13 protein-coding genes and 1 pseudogene are annotated in these 15,900 nt (G+C 71.5%); 4 read left to right on the forward strand and 10 right to left on the reverse strand.

Annotated elements, in window-relative coordinates:
* Window positions 1-119: 119 nt before the first annotated feature.
* The 4 genes from BLR95_RS02475 to hpnC all read right to left on the reverse strand — a co-directional run bounded on the left by BLR95_RS02475 (window position 120) and on the right by hpnC (window position 3,795).
* Window positions 120-671: a hypothetical protein gene (locus tag BLR95_RS02475; RefSeq protein ID WP_092614841.1), complete on the reverse strand. Its 552-nt coding sequence runs from the start codon at window positions 669-671 to the stop codon at window positions 120-122.
* A 174-nt stretch (window positions 672-845) separates the two neighbouring features.
* Window positions 846-1,442: a superoxide dismutase gene (locus BLR95_RS02480; RefSeq protein ID WP_092614844.1), complete on the reverse strand. Its 597-nt coding sequence runs from the start codon at window positions 1,440-1,442 to the stop codon at window positions 846-848.
* A gap of 185 nt (window positions 1,443-1,627) precedes the next feature.
* Entirely contained in the window at window positions 1,628-2,869 is a 1,242-nt protein-coding gene (gene hpnE, locus BLR95_RS02485; protein ID WP_176787543.1) for a hydroxysqualene dehydroxylase HpnE, read from the reverse strand.
* A 50-nt stretch (window positions 2,870-2,919) separates the two neighbouring features.
* Complete coding sequence (gene hpnC, locus BLR95_RS02490; protein ID WP_245689182.1) at window positions 2,920-3,795, reverse strand: squalene synthase HpnC; 876 nt, start codon at window positions 3,793-3,795, stop codon at window positions 2,920-2,922.
* A 107-nt stretch (window positions 3,796-3,902) separates the two neighbouring features.
* On the opposite strand from hpnC, the gene BLR95_RS02495 reads away from it, so the two are divergent.
* From BLR95_RS02495 to BLR95_RS02505, 3 genes are all read left to right on the forward strand, one after another.
* On the forward strand, window positions 3,903-4,823 hold the full coding sequence (locus tag BLR95_RS02495; protein WP_143130915.1) for a phytoene/squalene synthase family protein: 921 nt from the start codon (window positions 3,903-3,905) through the stop codon (window positions 4,821-4,823).
* 133 nt (window positions 4,824-4,956) lie between these two features.
* Window positions 4,957-5,346 (forward strand): MerR family transcriptional regulator, encoded by a 390-nt coding sequence (locus tag BLR95_RS02500; RefSeq protein WP_092614853.1) that lies wholly within the window; start codon window positions 4,957-4,959, stop codon window positions 5,344-5,346.
* A gap of 79 nt (window positions 5,347-5,425) precedes the next feature.
* A complete protein-coding gene (locus tag BLR95_RS02505) occupies window positions 5,426-5,773 on the forward strand; it encodes a carboxymuconolactone decarboxylase family protein (RefSeq protein WP_245689184.1) in 348 nt (115 codons plus the stop codon).
* On the opposite strand, the pseudogene trmFO reads toward BLR95_RS02505, so the two are convergent.
* A pseudogene (gene trmFO / locus BLR95_RS02510) lies at window positions 5,682-7,180 on the reverse strand (methylenetetrahydrofolate--tRNA-(uracil(54)-C(5))-methyltransferase (FADH(2)-oxidizing) TrmFO). The gene BLR95_RS02505 and the pseudogene trmFO sit on opposite strands and share 92 nt — an antisense overlap.
* Before the next feature lie 139 nt (window positions 7,181-7,319).
* Between trmFO and BLR95_RS02515 the strand changes: the two are divergent.
* Window positions 7,320-7,781 (forward strand): rhodanese-like domain-containing protein, encoded by a 462-nt coding sequence (locus BLR95_RS02515; RefSeq protein WP_218119453.1) that lies wholly within the window; start codon window positions 7,320-7,322, stop codon window positions 7,779-7,781.
* A gap of 26 nt (window positions 7,782-7,807) precedes the next feature.
* On the opposite strand, the gene BLR95_RS02520 is transcribed toward BLR95_RS02515, so the two are convergent.
* From BLR95_RS02520 to BLR95_RS02540, 5 genes are all read right to left on the reverse strand, one after another.
* The gene (locus tag BLR95_RS02520; protein WP_176787545.1) at window positions 7,808-8,851 is read right to left on the reverse strand and encodes a tetratricopeptide repeat protein; all 1,044 of its coding nucleotides are present in this window, start codon (window positions 8,849-8,851) and stop codon (window positions 7,808-7,810) included.
* A gap of 79 nt (window positions 8,852-8,930) precedes the next feature.
* Window positions 8,931-9,404 (reverse strand): hypothetical protein, encoded by a 474-nt coding sequence (locus tag BLR95_RS02525; RefSeq protein WP_092614864.1) that lies wholly within the window; start codon window positions 9,402-9,404, stop codon window positions 8,931-8,933.
* A gap of 65 nt (window positions 9,405-9,469) precedes the next feature.
* A complete protein-coding gene (locus tag BLR95_RS02530; RefSeq protein ID WP_092614867.1) occupies window positions 9,470-10,768 on the reverse strand; it encodes a hydroxyacid-oxoacid transhydrogenase in 1,299 nt (432 codons plus the stop codon).
* A gap of 50 nt (window positions 10,769-10,818) precedes the next feature.
* Window positions 10,819-11,961, reverse strand: coding sequence for an HD-GYP domain-containing protein (locus tag BLR95_RS02535; RefSeq protein ID WP_092614870.1), 1,143 nt, complete (start codon window positions 11,959-11,961; stop codon window positions 10,819-10,821).
* A gap of 36 nt (window positions 11,962-11,997) precedes the next feature.
* Window positions 11,998-15,900, reverse strand: a complete 3,903-nt coding sequence (locus tag BLR95_RS02540) for a PAS domain-containing hybrid sensor histidine kinase/response regulator (RefSeq protein WP_092614893.1) — start codon at window positions 15,898-15,900, stop codon at window positions 11,998-12,000.

The raw sequence follows: 15,900 nt of genomic DNA on the forward strand, positions 1-15,900 counted from the left end.
CATGGTATGAACCATGGGCCCGGCCCTGTCCAGCCCGCGGCTGGGGCGACCTGATGGCGGCGGATGCGGTGGGGGGTTCCCGGTCCGTCCCTGGGCCCGGTGCGTGGGGGCGGACGCCCCTACTGGCAGCGCACGTACCAGCCTTCCGAGGGGCCGATGATGCGGTTCAGCTCCAGCTTCATCACCGGGTGGGGCTGGCCGTTGCGGGGCAGCAGGCGGGGCAGCAGGCCGACCCGGGGCTTGCCGCCGCGCTGCAACAGCAGCACCACCTGACCGTTCTGCTCGGAGGCCACCGCCTGCTCGAACTTCTGGCCCACCAGCAGGTCGCCCGAGGCCCACACCATGTGCGGCTCGCCGGCCAGGTTGTAGATCGCCAACTGGCCGTTGGTGATCGGCTCGGGCATGGGCTGCATGCCGGCGGCCAGGGCGTCGCCCCGGGTGGTCTGCTCGGCGAAGGTCTTGATGCAGGCCTGGGCGCCCAGCTTGAAGGTCTGGTTCAGGTCCTCCGGCGGCTCCTTGCCGATGAAGCCCCAACTGCCGGTGATCACCTCGCCCAGCGAGGGGGCGTTCTCATCCGCCGGCGGGGCAGCCGGATCGGTCTGGGCGGCGGCCGGCCCCAGGGCGAGGGCGGTCAGCAGGGCGGAGAGGACGAGCGGGCGCGACCAGGACACGGGGGAAACCTCCGGCGGGGATGGCAGGGGATGGGAACGCGACGCCCTCTTCCTCTGCCAGATGATTGGGGCGGCAAAAAGGCGGCCCGCACCATGCCATGCCCCAGGGGGGTCTGGCAAACGCGGGCCGCCGGGAAGGGTCTTTTGGTCTGGCCGATCCGCTGGCCTGACCGATCAGGCCTTGGCCAGGTTGTCGGCCACGAAGTCCCAGTTGACCAGATGGTCAAGGAAGGTGGAGACGAAGTCCGGCCGCCGGTTCTGGTAGTCCAGGTAGTAGGCGTGCTCCCACACGTCGACGGTCAACAGGGCGGTGTGGCCGTGGATCATCGGCGTCTCGGCGTTGGGGGTCTTGGTGATGGCCAGCTTCTCGCCATCCCAGACCAGCCACGCCCAGCCGCTGCCGAACTGGGTCACGGCGGCCTGCTTGAAGGCCTCCTTGAAGGCGTCCAGCGAGCCGAAGGCGGCGTCGATGCGGGCCGCCAGCTCGCCACTCGGGGCGCCGCCGCCGCCCGGCTTCATGCAGTGCCAGAAGAAGGTATGGTTCCACACCTGGGCGGCGTTGTTGAAGACCCCGGTGTTGCCGTCCTTGTGGGCGGCCAGGATCACCTCTTCCAGCGACTGGTTGGCCAGCGGGCTGTCCTTGGTCAGGTTGTTCAGGTTGGTGACATAGGTGTTGTGGTGCTTGCCGTAATGGAAGTCCAGCGTCTGGGCCGACATGTGCGGCTCCAGGGCCGATTTGTCGTAGGGCAGGGCCGGCAGTTCAAAAGCCATGGGTCGTCCTTTCTCTTATCCGTTGAACAGAGACAATTAAGGGGTTTTGTCGACCGCCGGTAGCGGCCGCGTCGGGCATTGAATGTGCCCGGTGATGTAGGAGCCCGGTGGCGCATCGTAAAGGTCGGCCATCGGAATTTCCGACCGCAGGGGAATGACTTTTCCGGGAAAACCGGCAGGCCCGCTCAGCCCGCGCCGAGCCGCTCCGCCGCCGCCTGGCCGGACCGCACCGCGCCTTCCAGGGTGCACGGCAGGCCGGTCCGCGTCCAGTCGCCGGCCAGGATCAGGTTGGCGAGGCGGGTCGCCGGCCCGGGGCGCTGGCGTTCGCTGGCCGGGGTGTGGGCGATGGTGGCCCGCTTTTCCTTGATGACGCGGCATGGCGGCAGGGGGGCGCCGGGGGTGCCCAGGGCTTTCGCGCAGTCGGCCCACAGGATGGCGGCGACGGCCTCGGCCGGTTGCTCGGCCAACCCGCTGGCGGCGCTGACCGTCACCGAGAGCACGTCGCCGCGCCCGAACAGCCAGTGGGCGGTGCCCCCGGTCAGGCCGAGCAGGGGCAAGTCGCCGGGCAAGCTGGGTGGGGCGTCCAGTCGGAAATGGGCGTTGACGATGGGGCGGGTGGGCAGGGCGGGGACGAGGTCGGGCCGCAGCGCGTGGGCCGCCGGGTTGGACAGGGCCAGGATGACCCGGGTCGCGCCGTCCACCGCAAGCGGCCCGTGGCGGGTGAGCAGGCGAGTGACCCGCCGCCCGTCGTCCTCGATGGCGCTCACCGCGCAGCCGGTGCGCAGCTCGACTCCCTGCTTTTCAAGCCAGTCCTGGCAGGGCGCGATGAGGGCCGGGCCGAGCCCCGAGTCGGCCACATAGGGGCGGCTCGCCGCCTCGCCCTTCAGCAGGGTCTGGGCCAGCACGCGGGCCAGCGGGGCGGCGGCGGCCTCCTCGGGGGCGGTGTTCAGCACCCCCTCGGCGAGCGGCCGCCACAGCGCCTCGAACACCCGCTCGTTGCCGCCGAGCAGGCCGCTCACCGTGTCCTCGGGCCCAGCGCGCAGCAGCCGGAGGGCCGGCAGGTAGTCGAGCGGCGCGGTGTCGGGGGGGCGGGTCGCCGCCCGTGCCAGCCACAGGGGCAGCGGCCCGGGGCCGGGGCGGATGGTCCAGGTGCGGCCGCTGAGCAGATCGAGGTAGGGATAGGCGGCCGGCCTGATCGCCGTCAGTCCCGGCCCGCCGACCCGCCCGAGCAGCCCGAAAAGGGCCGGATTGGCGCCCATGATCAGGTGGTTGCCGTTGTCGATCAGGCGCCCCAGGGTGGCGTCATGGAACGAGCGGCAGCGTCCGCCCGGCTGTGGCGCGGCCTCCAGCACGGTCACCGGGTGGCCGGCGGCGCGCGCCGCGACGGCGGCGCTCAGCCCGGCCAGCCCGGCCCCGAGCACGATCACCGGGACGATCTCTGGGACGATCACTGGGGCAAGAGGGGATGATGGGCTGCTCACAGGCCGTACAGCAGCCCTTCGAGGGCGCCACCCAGCCAGTCGGTGCGTTTGAGGTCGACGCGCCGTGCCAGCGGATCGACCAGGGTCAGGCGGCGGGCCAGCCGGCGGGCCAGGGCGTGGATCATGGTCGCCTCGACCCGGAAGCCGGGATGGTCGATCAGCCGCGACAGCGGGGCGGCCGCGTCGAGCAGGCGCCAGGTCTCGACCAGACAGCGATCCAGCACCCGGCGCAGGCCGGGGGCGGCGGCCTCGGCGCCCAGGTCCTCGGCGGTCAATCCCTCGTCGGCCAGCCAGTCGGCCGGCAGGTAGACCCGGTCCAGGCGCTCACGGTCGCTTTTCACGTCCTGGAGATGGTTCAGCACCTGCAAGGCGGCACACAAGGCGTCCGAGGGGGCCCAGGCGAGGCGGTCGCCGGCCGCCGGGTCGGGGCTGTGCAGGTCGACCAGGAAGCGCCCCACCGGGGCCGCCGAGTGGCGGCAGTAGGCCATCAGGTGGGCCCAGTCGCGGCAGGCCAGCCCGCGCGAATCCTCGCGGAAGGCGATCAAAAGGTCGGTGGCGTGGGCCGGCCGAAGGCCGGTCTCGGCCAGGGTGCGGCGCAAGGGGGCGGTTTCCGGCAGCTCCGGCGCCGCGCCGAGAAGCGCGGCCTCCAGGCTGTCGAGCGCCGCCACCTTGTCTTCGGGGCGCATGTCGGGATCGTCGGCGATGTCGTCGGCGGCGCGGGCGAAGCGGTAGTAGGCGGCGACATGGGGCCGCAGATGGCGGGGCAAGAGGAAACTGCCGACCGGGAAGTTCTCGTCCCCGGCATCCTTGCCGGAACGCCCGGGGCCGGTGCCGGAATTGGCGCTCATCAAGGTGGTTTCGGCGGCGGGCATGGGCGGCGGACGATCCCGGGGGTGTTGATGCTGACGGGGAGACTATAGGATCGGCGGAATGCTTGCCAGACCCGCCAACTTGCCAGACCCGCCAATCGGTGCCCTTCATGAGCCGTCCGCCGAAATCCGCCGCCAGCGCCCTGCCGGAGTGGAGCGCCGACCTCAAGGCCGGCGACCCGGACCGCTTCGTGCTCGGCGTGCTGACCCCGCCGCCCGGACGGGCGGCGGTGCTGGCGCTTTATGCCTGGAACCTGGAGGTGGCCCGCTGCCCCGAGCGCACCAATGAGCCGATGCTCGGCCTGATGCGTCTGGCCTGGTGGCGCGACACCCTGGAGCGCCTGTGCGCCGGCCAGCCGGCCGCCTCGGGGTCGCCGCTGGCCCGCGCCCTGGCCGAGGCGGTGGCGCGCCATGATCTGCCCTTCGCCCCCTTCGCCGACATCCTGGCCGCCCGCCAGCGCGAGGTGGATGGCCTGGATCTGCCCGATCTGGCCGCCGTCGAGGCTCATGTGGCCAGCCTCAACGGCAGTCTGGGCGAGCTGGCGGCGACCGTGCTGGGGATCGAGGATGGCCCCTCGCGCCGCGCCGTGCGCGCCGCCTTCCTGGCCCAGGGGCTGTGCGGCGTGGTCCGCGCCCTGCCCGGGCACGTCGCCGAGGGTCGCCCGGTGCTGCCGGCCGACCGCCTGCGCGCCCTGGAGACCACCCCCACCCGGCTGGTCAGCGACAGCGGGCGGGGGGCGCGCAAGGTGATTTTGGGCGACATCCTGGGGCTGGCCGAGGACCATCTCGCGGTGGCCCGGCGGCCGGGCGGCGGGTCGGGCGGCGGAACGGACGGCGGGTCGGGTGGCGGATCGGCGGGCAAGATGGCGCCATCGGCCCGCCCGCTGCTGCTGGTCAACGTGCAGACCCGGGGGTACCTCAAGGCGCTCCGGCGCAGCGGTTTCGACCTGCACGACCGCCGGGTGGTCGGCCCCAATCCCCGGCCCCTGGGTCTGGCGTTGGCCCAACTGCTGCCCGGTGTGTTCGGCTGACCCGGCCCGGGAGTGCGCCGGACCACGCCGCCGGGCCTCTGGCAGGCCCTCCGCCGTGGCGGGAAAAGGGGCTTGACTTGGAGTGCGCTCGAACCCGTAGCTTCCCTGGCGTCGTGACCGAGAGGCAGGACCCATGAAGATCGGCGAACTCGCGAAACGCTCGGGGCTTTCGGCCCACACCCTCCGCTACTACGAGCGGATCGGGCTGCTTCCCCAGGCGGACCGCGACGCCGCCGGCCGCCGCGACTACGACGCCTCGGTTCTGGCCTGGATTGCCTTTCTCGGCCGCCTGAAGGCGACCGGCATGCCGATCCGCGACCGTCTGCGCTATGCCGCGTTGCGCGAGCAGGGCGCCGGGACCGAGCCGCAACGGCGGGCCCTGCTGGAGCGGCACCGGGACCGGGTCCGCGCCCAGGTGGCGGAACAGCAGGCCTGCCTTCTCGTCCTCGACACCAAGATCGGCGCCTATGCCGAAGCGGAGCAGAGGATGAAAGACAATGACGCACAGCCCAACCCAAACTGACCAATTCCCACCAACCCACCCGGACCAATTCCCCTCCGACGCACGTCCTGGCGAAAGCCGCCGGGCGCGCGGCGAGCGGGTGCTGGCCCAGATCGATGGCGCCGCCGGTCAGGCGGTGGTCGATGCCCTCGCCGACATCGCGCCCGATTTCGCGACCTATCTGTTGGAGTTTCCCTTTGGCGACATCTACGCCCGCCCGGGGCTCGACGTGCGGGGGCGTGAAATCGCCACCATCGCGGCGCTGGCCGCCATGGGCACCGCCACGCCGCAGTTGAAGGTGCACATCGCGGCCGGGCTGAACGTTGGCCTCAGCCGTCAGGAGATCGTGGAGATTCTCATGCAGATGGCGGTCTATGCCGGCTTTCCCGCCGCCCTGAACGGCCTCTTCGCGGCCCGGGAGGTGTTCCGTCAGCAGGCCAGCGCCTGACCCGGTTGTCCGCCCGTGCGTTCAGGGGGCCGGGGCCGCGCCCAGCCACTCGGCCAGATGGGCCCGGGCGCGGCGCGACTGGGCCAGCTTGCGCAGCTTGCCCTTGAGGCGGTGCGGGCGTTTCGGGTTGAAGCCGGGGGCATCCTCGACAAAAGCCGGGTCGGGCTCCGGGAACAGGCCGAAGGTGATGTTCATGGGCTGGAAGGTGTCGGCCTCGGCGCCGCCGGTGATGTGGGCCAGAAGGGCTCCCAGGGCGGTGGTCGGCGGCGGCGGGGCGGGGGCGCGTCCGGCCGCCTCGGCGGCGGCGAAGCGGCCGGCCAGAAGGCCCATGGCGGCGCTTTCCACATAGCCCTCGCAGCCGGTGATCTGGCCGGCGAAGCGCAGCCCCGGGCGGTCCTTCAGGGCCAGCGTGCCGTCGAGCAGGCGCGGGCTGTTGAGGAAGGTGTTGCGGTGGATGCCCCCCAGGCGCGCGAACTCGGCGTTTTCCAGGCCGGGGATGAGGCGGAACACCTGGGCCTGATCGCCATGCCGCAGGCGGGTCTGGAAGCCGACCATGTTGAACAGGGTGGCGGCGTGGTTGTCCTGGCGCAACTGGACCACGGCGTGGGGGCGGTGCTCGGGGGCGTGCGGGTTGGTCAGGCCGACCGGTTTCAGGGGGCCGTGGGCCAGGGTCTCGCGGCCCCGCTCGGCCATCACCTCGATGGGCAGGCAGCCGTCGAAGAAGGGGGCGTCGTCGAAGGCGCGCCCCTGGCGCCGGTCGGCGGCCAGCAGGGCGTCCAGGAAGGCGGCGTACTCCTCGGCGCTCAAGGGGCAGTTGATGTAGTCCTTGCCGTCGCCCTTGTCGTAGCGCGACTGGAACCAGGCCTTGCCGAAGTCGATGGACTCGCGGGTCACGATGGGGGCGATGGCGTCGAAGAAGGCCAGCGCCTCGGCCCCGGTGGCGGCGCGGATGTCCTCGGCCAGGGCGTCGGAGGTGAGCGGCCCGGTGGCGACGATGGCCGGCCCCTCGGCGGGCAGCCGGGGCACCTCCTCGCGGATCAGGGTGAAGCCGAGCTGGGCGGCGAGGGCCTCGGAGATCGTCGCCGAGAAGCCCCGCCGGTCGACCGCCAGGGCCCCTCCGGCCGGCACCCGGTGGGCGTCGGCGGCGGCCAGGATCAGGCTGCCGGCGCTGCGCATCTCGGCGTGCAGCAGGCCGACGGCGCTGCTCTCGGGATCGTCGGCGCGCAGGCTGTTGGAGCACACCAGCTCGGCCAGATCGTCGGTCCGGTGGGCCTCGGTCATGCGCCTGGGGCGCATTTCGTGCAGCACCACCGCGTGGCCGGTCTTGAGGATCTGCCACGCCGCCTCGCAGCCGGCCAGGCCGCCGCCGATGACGTGGATGGGGGAGGTGATGGTCGGGTCGCTCATTGTCGGGTCGCTCATGGCGCCCTCACATAAGCCGTTTCGCGGCGGGACGCAAAGGGGCCATCGCCCCCTCCCTTGACTTGGGCCGCCGGGGCCCGCACAACAGGGCACCCCATCCACCCCAGAACCGGAAACCGCCGCCGTGCCCGACTTCAAGGCCATGTTCGACGAGGTGCTGAACCGCGACGACAACCTGTTCCTCTACCTGGCCCTGGGCATGGTTGCCCTGCTGCTCGTCAAGTCGCTGCCCCGCCTGTTGGCCGGGGTGCCCTTCGTCGGGCCGCAAGTGCTGAAGAAGAACATCGACGAGGGCCAGGACCTGTTGATCATCGACGTGCGCACGCCGGCCGAGTTCACCGGCAAGCTGGGCCACGTCCCGGGCGCCCTGAACCTGCCGGCGGCCGAGCTGAAGCAGCGGCTGGCCGAACTGGGCGAGGACCTCAGGCCCTATCACGACACCCTGACCCTGGTCATGTGCCACACCCAGGGCCGCTCGCCGGGCGCCGCCCGGGCCCTGAAGAAGGCCGGCTTCACCCGGGTCGCCGTGGTCGATGGCGGGATGGCCCGCTGGCACAGCCTGAAATACCCGTCCAGCCACGACTGATCGGCCAGGATTGATCGCGCCCCGGATCAGGGGCGCGGCACCGGCGCCCCCGGGCCCACCCGCTCCAGCTGCCCGGCGACTGCGCGCCGGGTTTCGGCCGGCAGGTGCTTGCCAAGCACGGCGATCAGCCGGTCGGCGTTGGCGCTGGGATGGTCGGCGGCATCGGCCGGCCCCAGCCCCCGGCGGCCCAGCGACAGCCAGAACAGCGCCTCGGCCGCCGGACCGGCGGCCAGCGCCTTGGCCTTGGGGTCGAGGGCCCGGGCATAGAGCATCTCGCCATAGGCGATCTGCGCTTCCGGCAGACCGGCCTCGGCGGCGGCCCGGAACAGGCCCAGCGCCCGGGGCCGGTTGACCGGCACCCCGTTGCCGACCAGATACAGCCGGCCCAGCCAGTAGGCCGCCGGGACGATGCCGCCGCGGGCCGCCTTTTCCAGCCACTGGGCGGCCTGGGCCGGGTCTTTCGGGGTGTCGGCGCGGCCGGTCAGGAACAGCTCGCCGACGGTGGCCTGGGCCGAGGGCACCCCGGCCCGGGCCGCTTCCAGGCACAAGTCGCGGCCGCGCGCCGGCTCGGCGGCAAGGCCGGGGCCGCCGGCCATCCGCAACTCACCCTCGGCGCACAGCGAGCGGGTCAGCCCGGCCTCGGCGGCCTTGCCGTACCACCGGGCGGCGGCGGCCGGGTCGGGCTGGCCGTCCGCCGTGCCCACGCCGCCGGCCAGACAGGTGGCGTGGTTGTGCATGGCCAGCCGGCGACCCTGCGCGGCGGCCGCCCGGTGCCAGGAACAGGCGGCGGCGAGGTCGCGCGGCACGCCCAGGCCCTGGCCCAGGATGCGCCCGGCCAACTCCTGGGCCGCACCGTCGCCGGCCTCGGCCAGGGGCAGGGCCCGGGCCAGCGCCGCCGCGCCGTCGCCGTTGGCCAGCCGGGCCTCGGCCTCGGCCAGGGCGGACGGGTCGGCCCAGGCAGCGTTGGGCACCGCGCACAGCAGGGCGAGCAGGAGCGGCGCGCCCCGGCGGGCACCTCTCAGCCAGGAGGTCACGGTTGGCCAGTGGTCATGGGTCAGCCGGGTTTTCATGGCCGCCATTGTGCCCGGCCCGGGCGGACAAGCCAATCGTTCACCGGGGGGTGTGCCGCCCGGCAGAATTTGCCGCCACTCAGGCCTGCTTCCAGGCCGGACGGCCGTCGTCGGTCGGTCCCTGGCTGTCCGGGGCGGCGGCCCAGTCGGCGTCGCTCAGGGCCTGCAGGATGGCCTGTCCGTTGGCCAGCGAGGCCGTCGGCCCGCCGCCCGGTCCCTGGCCGCGCAAGGCGGTGAGGTTGGCCAGCCCGGCCAATTCGGGGCTCAAGGGATCGTCCTCGGCGGCGCTGCCCGCCGTCATGCGGCGGGTGATTTCCTCGTTGATCAGCTTGTTGATCACGCTCTGCTGTTCGGCCGGCAGCTTGGCCAGGGAGTCTTCGGTGAGGCCCATCGCCTCGAGGATCTTGGCCCGGATCTCCTCGATCTTGCGGGCCCGCAGTTCCTCGACGAAGGCCGTGAAGCCCTTCTCCTTGATGGTCTCCACGTCCGACTGGAGTTTGCCGCTTTTGCCTGGCTGGGTGGCGCCGGCGCCGGTGAGGGGATCGATGGCCATGGGAGTGTTCTCCGCTGGGCAGGAGGAGCCTGTCCGGGGCGAAGCAACAGCCGTGCCAGCCATCCCTACCAATAGGTCATGGCGTCCCTGAAGATGTCCGCCAGCAACTCGGCATCGACCGTCAGCGGGGCCTGGGCGAGCAGGCGTTGCTGCTGGAAGGCGCGCCCGGTCAGGGCCTCGATGTCGGCCTCGCCGTAACCCAGGGCGGACAGCCCGTTGGGGCAGTCGATGCGGCGCATGATGTCGATCAGCCGTCCGGCCAGGGCCTCGCTGGCCGCCTCGGCGGTGGCCGGCAGGTTGCTGGTGTCGGCGCCCAGGGCGCGCGCCGCCTCCAGGTGGCGGGCCGGGTCGGCCCGGGCGGTGACGCGGAAAGCCGCCGGGGCGTTGACCACCACCGACAGGCCATGGGGCACCATTGGCGGCTCGTCGGCGTAGCCCCGCGCCACGTAGCCGTGGTTCAGCCCGGCGACGGCATAGCTCATGGCGTGCGGGATGTGCACCCCGGCGTTGCCGAAGGCCATGCCGGCCAGGGTGGCGGCGAACATCAGGGCGTCGCGGGCCGCGGTGTCGTCGGGGTCGGCCCAGGCCCGGGGCAGGTGGGTGCCGCCCAGCTCGATGGCCTTCAGCGAGCCGATGTCGGACCACGGGTTGGCCCCCTGGTAGGGCGGCCGCTGGGCAGGATTTTCCGGGTAGGGGCGGCTGGTGAAGGGGCGCGCCGTCCAGCTTTCGATGGCGTGGGTCAACACGTCGAGCCCGGTGGCGGCGATCACCCCCGGGGCCAGGGTGTCGGTGGTCGCCGGATCGACCAGGGCGCGGCTGGGCTTGAGGAAACGGTGCGAGATGCCGGTCTTCACCTGGCTCGAGGTGAGGTCGAAAATGGCCGCCGCGGTCATCTCGCTGCCGGTGCCGCAGGTGGTCGGGCAGGCGATGTGCGGGGCCAGCGGCCCGGGCACCGGCCGGGCGCGACCGATCGGCGCGTTGACGTAGGCCAGGAAGTCGTCCGGGTGGGTGGCGTAGAGGTTGGCCGCCTTGCAGGTGTCGATCACCGAGCCGCCACCCAGCGAGATGTAGCCGTCGAAGTCGCCGTCGCGGGCGAAGGCGGCGGCGTCCTGGAAGCTCTGGTCGGTCGGCTCGACCCGCACCTGATCGTAGAGCACGACATCGAGCCCGGCCTGCTTCAGGGCCTCCTGGACGGTGGCCACCAGTTCGGTCTCGGCCAGATGGCGGTCGGTGAACAGGGCGACCCGGTCCATGCCCAGGGCGCGCGCTTCCAGGCCCACCTCGGCCAGGGCGCCACGGCCGTACTTCAGGGTCACCGCCTCGACGGTGAAGATGCGTTCCGGGGTCTCGGGGTACTCGAGCATGGAGTCGCCTCTCCTCTGGGATGGTGACGGTGATGACGGGGGAGGGGATGTCAGGCGGCGATCTCCGAGTCGTCGCCATAGCGCCGGGCAATCTCAAGGAAGGCCGGTTCGCAGGCGTCGAAGGCGGCGACCACCGCCGGGTCGAAGTGGCTGCCACTGCCCTGGCGGATGATTCCGGCGGCTTTTTCGTGCGGAAACGGCGGCTTGTAGACACGCCGGCTGATCAGCGCGTCGTAGACGTCGGCCAGCGCCATCAGGCGGGCCGAGACGGGGATGGCCTCGCCCGCAAGGCCGGCCGGATAGCCGGTGCCGTCCCACTTCTCGTGATGGCCGCCGGCGATCTCGCAGGCCAGCTTCAGGAAGCCGATGTCCTCGCCGTCCACCTCGCCCTCCTCGCCGGCCGCCGCCAGCAGGGCCTGGCGGCCCAACTCGGCGTGGGTCTGCATGATCTCGAACTCGTCGGCGGTCAGCCGGTCGGGCTTCAGGAGGATGGCGTCGGGAATGCCCACCTTGCCCACATCGTGCAGCGGCGCCGACTTGAACAGAAGCTCGATGGTGTCGTCGTCCAGGTGGGCCGAGAAGCGGGGGTGGGTCTTCAGGTGCTCGGCCAGGGTCTTGACGTAGTGCTGGGTGCGCCGGATGTGGTTGCCGGTCTCGTTGTCCCGCGTTTCGGCCAGCGAGGCCAGGGCGCGGATGGTGACATCCTGCACCCGCACCACCTGCCGGGTGCGGGCCATCAACTCGCGGGTCCGCTCGACGACCTGGGCTTCCAGGTCCTGGTTGTGCTCTTCCAGTTGGCGGCGGGCCTGGGTCAGGGCCAGGTGGGTGCGCACCCGGGCCCGGGCCACTGGCGGCGAGATGGGCTTGGTCAGGTAGTCCACGGCGCCCAGATCGAAGCCCTTGGTCTCGTCCTCGGTCGCCCCCATGGCGGTGACGAAGATGACCGGAATGTGGGCCAGCTCGGGCTGCGCCTTGATGCGCCGGCAGACCTCGTGGCCGTCCAGTTCGGGCATCATCACGTCGAGCAGGATCAGGTCGGGGCGCGCCCCGGCGGCCAGCCGGTCCAGCGCCTGCTGGCCGTTCTTGGCCACGATCAGCCCATGGTCGGGCTGCAACAGATCGACCAGCAGCTTGATGTTGACCGGCTCGTCATCGACCACCATGACCCGGGTCGGGGAAGCATCTGCGCACATCCTGGCGGGGGACTCCAAGCTTTGGGGGAAGGGGGGTCAGCCCTGGTCCAGCATATGGGAGAGCCGGTCGAGGGCGTCCAGGGCATCGTCGAAATCGAATCCGGCGGCGGCGTCACGCACCGCGCGCGCGCTTTCGGCCAGGGCCGGCGGGACGGTGGCGAGCAGCGCCTCGGCGGCGGCCTCGGCGGCCGGGTCGGCGTTTTCCAACTGTGCCCTCAGGGTGGTGATCGCCTGGGGCAGGTCGGTGTCGGTGGGCGGTGGGGTCGGCGCCGGGTCGGCTGCCTCGTCGAGGGCCAGGATGGCCTTGAGCAGAGGCGACATGGCGGCGGTCAGGCGGCCGATCAGCACGCCGGGATCGTCCTTGCCGTCGATCAGGGCGCGTTCCAGGGCGCTGGCCCGGCGCGCCACCTCCATGGCGCCGACGGTGGCGGCGCTGCCCTTGATGGCGTGGGCGATGTGGCGCACGTCGTCCAGTTGGCCGTCGCGATGGGCGATGTGCAGGACCAGGGTTTGGGTGCCGTGGCTGCTGCCGAAGTCGCGCAACAGCTTTTTCAGAAGATCGACCTTGCCGTTGACCGTGCGCAGGGCCTGGCGCACGTCGAGCACGTCGAGGATGGCGCGCGGCAACTGGGCGACCGTCTCCGCCTCGGCCTCGGAGTTGGCGACCGGGGGCGGCGCGTCGGTGCTCTTGAGGTCGCGGTTCAGCCACAGGGCCAGGGTTTCGAACAGTCGGGGCGGGTCGATCGGCTTGGCGATGTGGTCGTTCATGCCGGCCTTCAGGCTGCGCAGCTGGTCCTCCCGCATGGCGTGGGCGGTCATGGCGATCACCGGCAGGGTCTCCATGCCGGGCATGGCGCGCAACTGGCGGGTGGCCTCCAGGCCATCCATGCCGGGCATCTGCACATCCATCAGCACCAGGTCGTAGGTGTTGCGGCGCAGCAGGTCGAGGGCGGCCGGGCCGGTGTCGGCCAGGGTCACCTCGACGCCGGCATCGGCCAGCAGGTCGCGGGCCACCTGCTGGTTGACCGGGTTGTCCTCGACCAGCAGCACCCGGGCCCCGCTCAGGGCACCGGCGCTGGGGCTGGCGGCGCTTGCCGTGGTGCTTTGCGGGGTGCCGCCGATGGCCCGCAGCAGGGCCCCTTTGAGGCGCCATTCGGTGAGCGGCTTTTCCAGGATTTCCGGCTCCGGCAGGCCGGGCGCCGGGGCCGGGAAGTGGGCCTGGGCGGCGTCGCGTCCGAAGCCGGTGATGATGACCAGGGGCGGGCACTCGGGGCCCAGCTCGGCGCCCAGCTCGGCGGCCAGTTGGGCCCCGTCACGGCCGGGCAGGCGCCAGTCGAGGATGATCACGTCGGGCCGGGTGGCGGGCGGGAGGTCGGGCCGGGTGGCGGGATCAAGGATCAGCCGCCGGGCCTCCTCGGCGCCGCCCGTGGTGGCGGGCCGGGCGCCCAGGCGGCGCAGCATCAACTCGGTCGAGGCGCGCACCGTCGGGCTGTCGTCGACGACCAGGACCGAGAGGCCCCGCAGGCGCGCCGCCTCGGCATCGTCCTCGGCCTCGCGGTCGGCCGCCAGATGGACCGTGAAGTGGAAGCGGCTGCCCTGGCCGGGGGTGCTGTCGACCTCGATCCGGCCGCCCATCAGGCCGACGATCTGCTGCGAGATGGCCAGCCCCAGGCCGGTGCCGCCGAACTGCCGGCTGGTCGAGTTGTCGGCCTGGGTGAAGGCCTTGAACAGGCGTTTTTGGGTGTCCGCGTCCATGCCGATGCCGGTGTCGCTGACCGCCACCGCCAGGGCCGGGCGGGCCGGGGTGCCGCCCGGGCCGGGGGTGATGGTCAGGCCGATGGTGCCCTGGTTGGTGAACTTGACGGCGTTGGACAGAAGGTTGATCAGCACCTGACCCAGGCGCAGGGGGTCGCCGAACAGGGCATCGGGCACCCCGGGGTCGAGGCGGATATCAAGCTCCAGCCCTTTCTCGCGCAGGCGCGGGGCGATCACGGTCACCGCGTTGTCGACCACCTCGCCGAGCCGGAAGGAGGTGGTTTCCAACTCCAGCTTGCCGGCCTCGACCTTGGAGAAGTCGAGGATGTCGTTGATCACCCCGAGCAGGTTCTGCGACGCCTGATGGATCTTTTCCAGGTAGTCGCGCTGGCGCGGCGACAGCTCGGTGGTCAGGGCCAGATGGCTCAGCCCGATGACGGCGTTCATCGGGGTCCTGATCTCGTGGCTCATGTTGGCCAGGAAGTGGCTCTTGAAGCGGTTGGCCTGTTCGGCCGCCTCCTTGGCGGCGTGGATCTGGCGTTCCACCTCCTTGCGTTGGGAGATGTCCTGGAACAGGGTCACCGAGCCGTTGACCCGATCCCCGTCGAACAGCGGCACCGAAACCAGCGAGACCGGAAACTCCGTGCCGTCGGCGCGCCGGAACACCTCGTCGTCCGAGCGATAGGTGCGGCCGGTTCGGGTGGTGTTGAGGATGGCACAGGTGTGCCGCTGGCCGGATCGCCCGTCGCCCGTTGCCTGGTGGATCAACTGGTGGATGTCGGCGCCGATCAGGGCGGCCCGGCGATGGCCGAGCAGACGCTCGGTTTCCGGGTTGGCGAAGGTGCAGCGGCCACGGGTGTCCTGGGTGTAGACGCCTTCGCCCATGGCGTCGGTCATGCTTTGCAGGAAGCGGTTGTTCTCGGCCAGACGTTCTTCCATCCGGCGGCGGGCCGTGATGTCGGTGCGGATGGCGATGTACTGGAAGGGTTTGCCGGTCTCGTCGAGGAACGGCACGATGGTCGCCGAAACCCAGTAGTGCGAGCCGTCCTTGGCCTTGTTCTTGACCTCGCCGTGCCACACCCGGCCGCTGGTGATGACCTTCCACATGGCCTCGAAGAACTGCTTGTCGTGGGCGTCGGAGCGGACCAGCCGGTGGTTCTGGCCGATCACCTCGTCCCGCTCGTAGCCGCTGATCTCAAGGAAGGTGTCGTTGGCGTAGGTGATGGTGCCGTCGGCGTCGGTGGCGGTGACGATGGCGTGCTGGTCGAGGGCGAACTTCTGGAACTCCAGGTCGCGGCGCACCTCGTTCAGCCGCCGGTTGGAGGCGGTGACGGTGCGGATCACCCAGCCGCCGGTGACCAGCACGAACAGGATCACCCCCGCCGACAGCGCGAAGCGGGTCCATTGATAGACCCGGGTACGCTGGGCGGTGTCGCGCTCCAGGCGTCCCAGCACCTGCTGGCTTTGGTAGAACAGGCGGTTGGCGTTCTCGTTCATGCGCGTGAACAGGGCCGGCAGGCCACGCATGAAGGTGTCGAGCTCTTTTTCGACCGCCTTGTGTCGCGGCCCGTCCTGCGCGGCGTCGGCGTCATCGTAGCGGCGCAGCATGATCATCAGGCGGTCCGCGTAGGCGGAGACCTCGGCCAGCTTGGGCCGCAGTTCGATGACCTCGAGCACGTAGGGGAACTCGGTTTGGTCGGGGTGATAGGGAATGGTGCGCTCCATGACGGCGCGCGACTCAATGTTCAGTTCGGTGCGTCGGCGCAGGGTGCCGCCATCCTCCAGCACGTCGAGCGCCTCGCGCAGGTGGTCGAAATGTTCCTGCAACCGGCCACGCAGCCAGGCGCGGCTGTTGGCGCCACCACTGGCCGCCGCCATGCGGTAGGTCAGGGCCTCGATGCGCACCAGATCGTTGACGATCACCTCGCCCACCAGGACCCGGTTGCGTTCATTGTCGGCCCGCTGGTCGAGGTCGCTGATCAACGCCTCGAACACCATTTCCAGGCCGATCAGGGTGACGATGCCCAGGATGTAGAGGGCCAGCAGGGCATAGATCGGCCGGGTCGAGATGCCCGTCTCGCGCCGCGAGGGATCGATCAGGCCCCTTTCCGGCAGCCCCGGGGGCGGGTTGCCCGGGCCATCGGCCGAGGAGTCCGAAGGGGAGGCGGGGGCGTCGGCGGTCAC

The organism is Roseospirillum parvum, assembly GCF_900100455.1.
GTDB classification, from domain to species: domain Bacteria; phylum Pseudomonadota; class Alphaproteobacteria; order Rhodospirillales; family Rhodospirillaceae; genus Roseospirillum; species Roseospirillum parvum.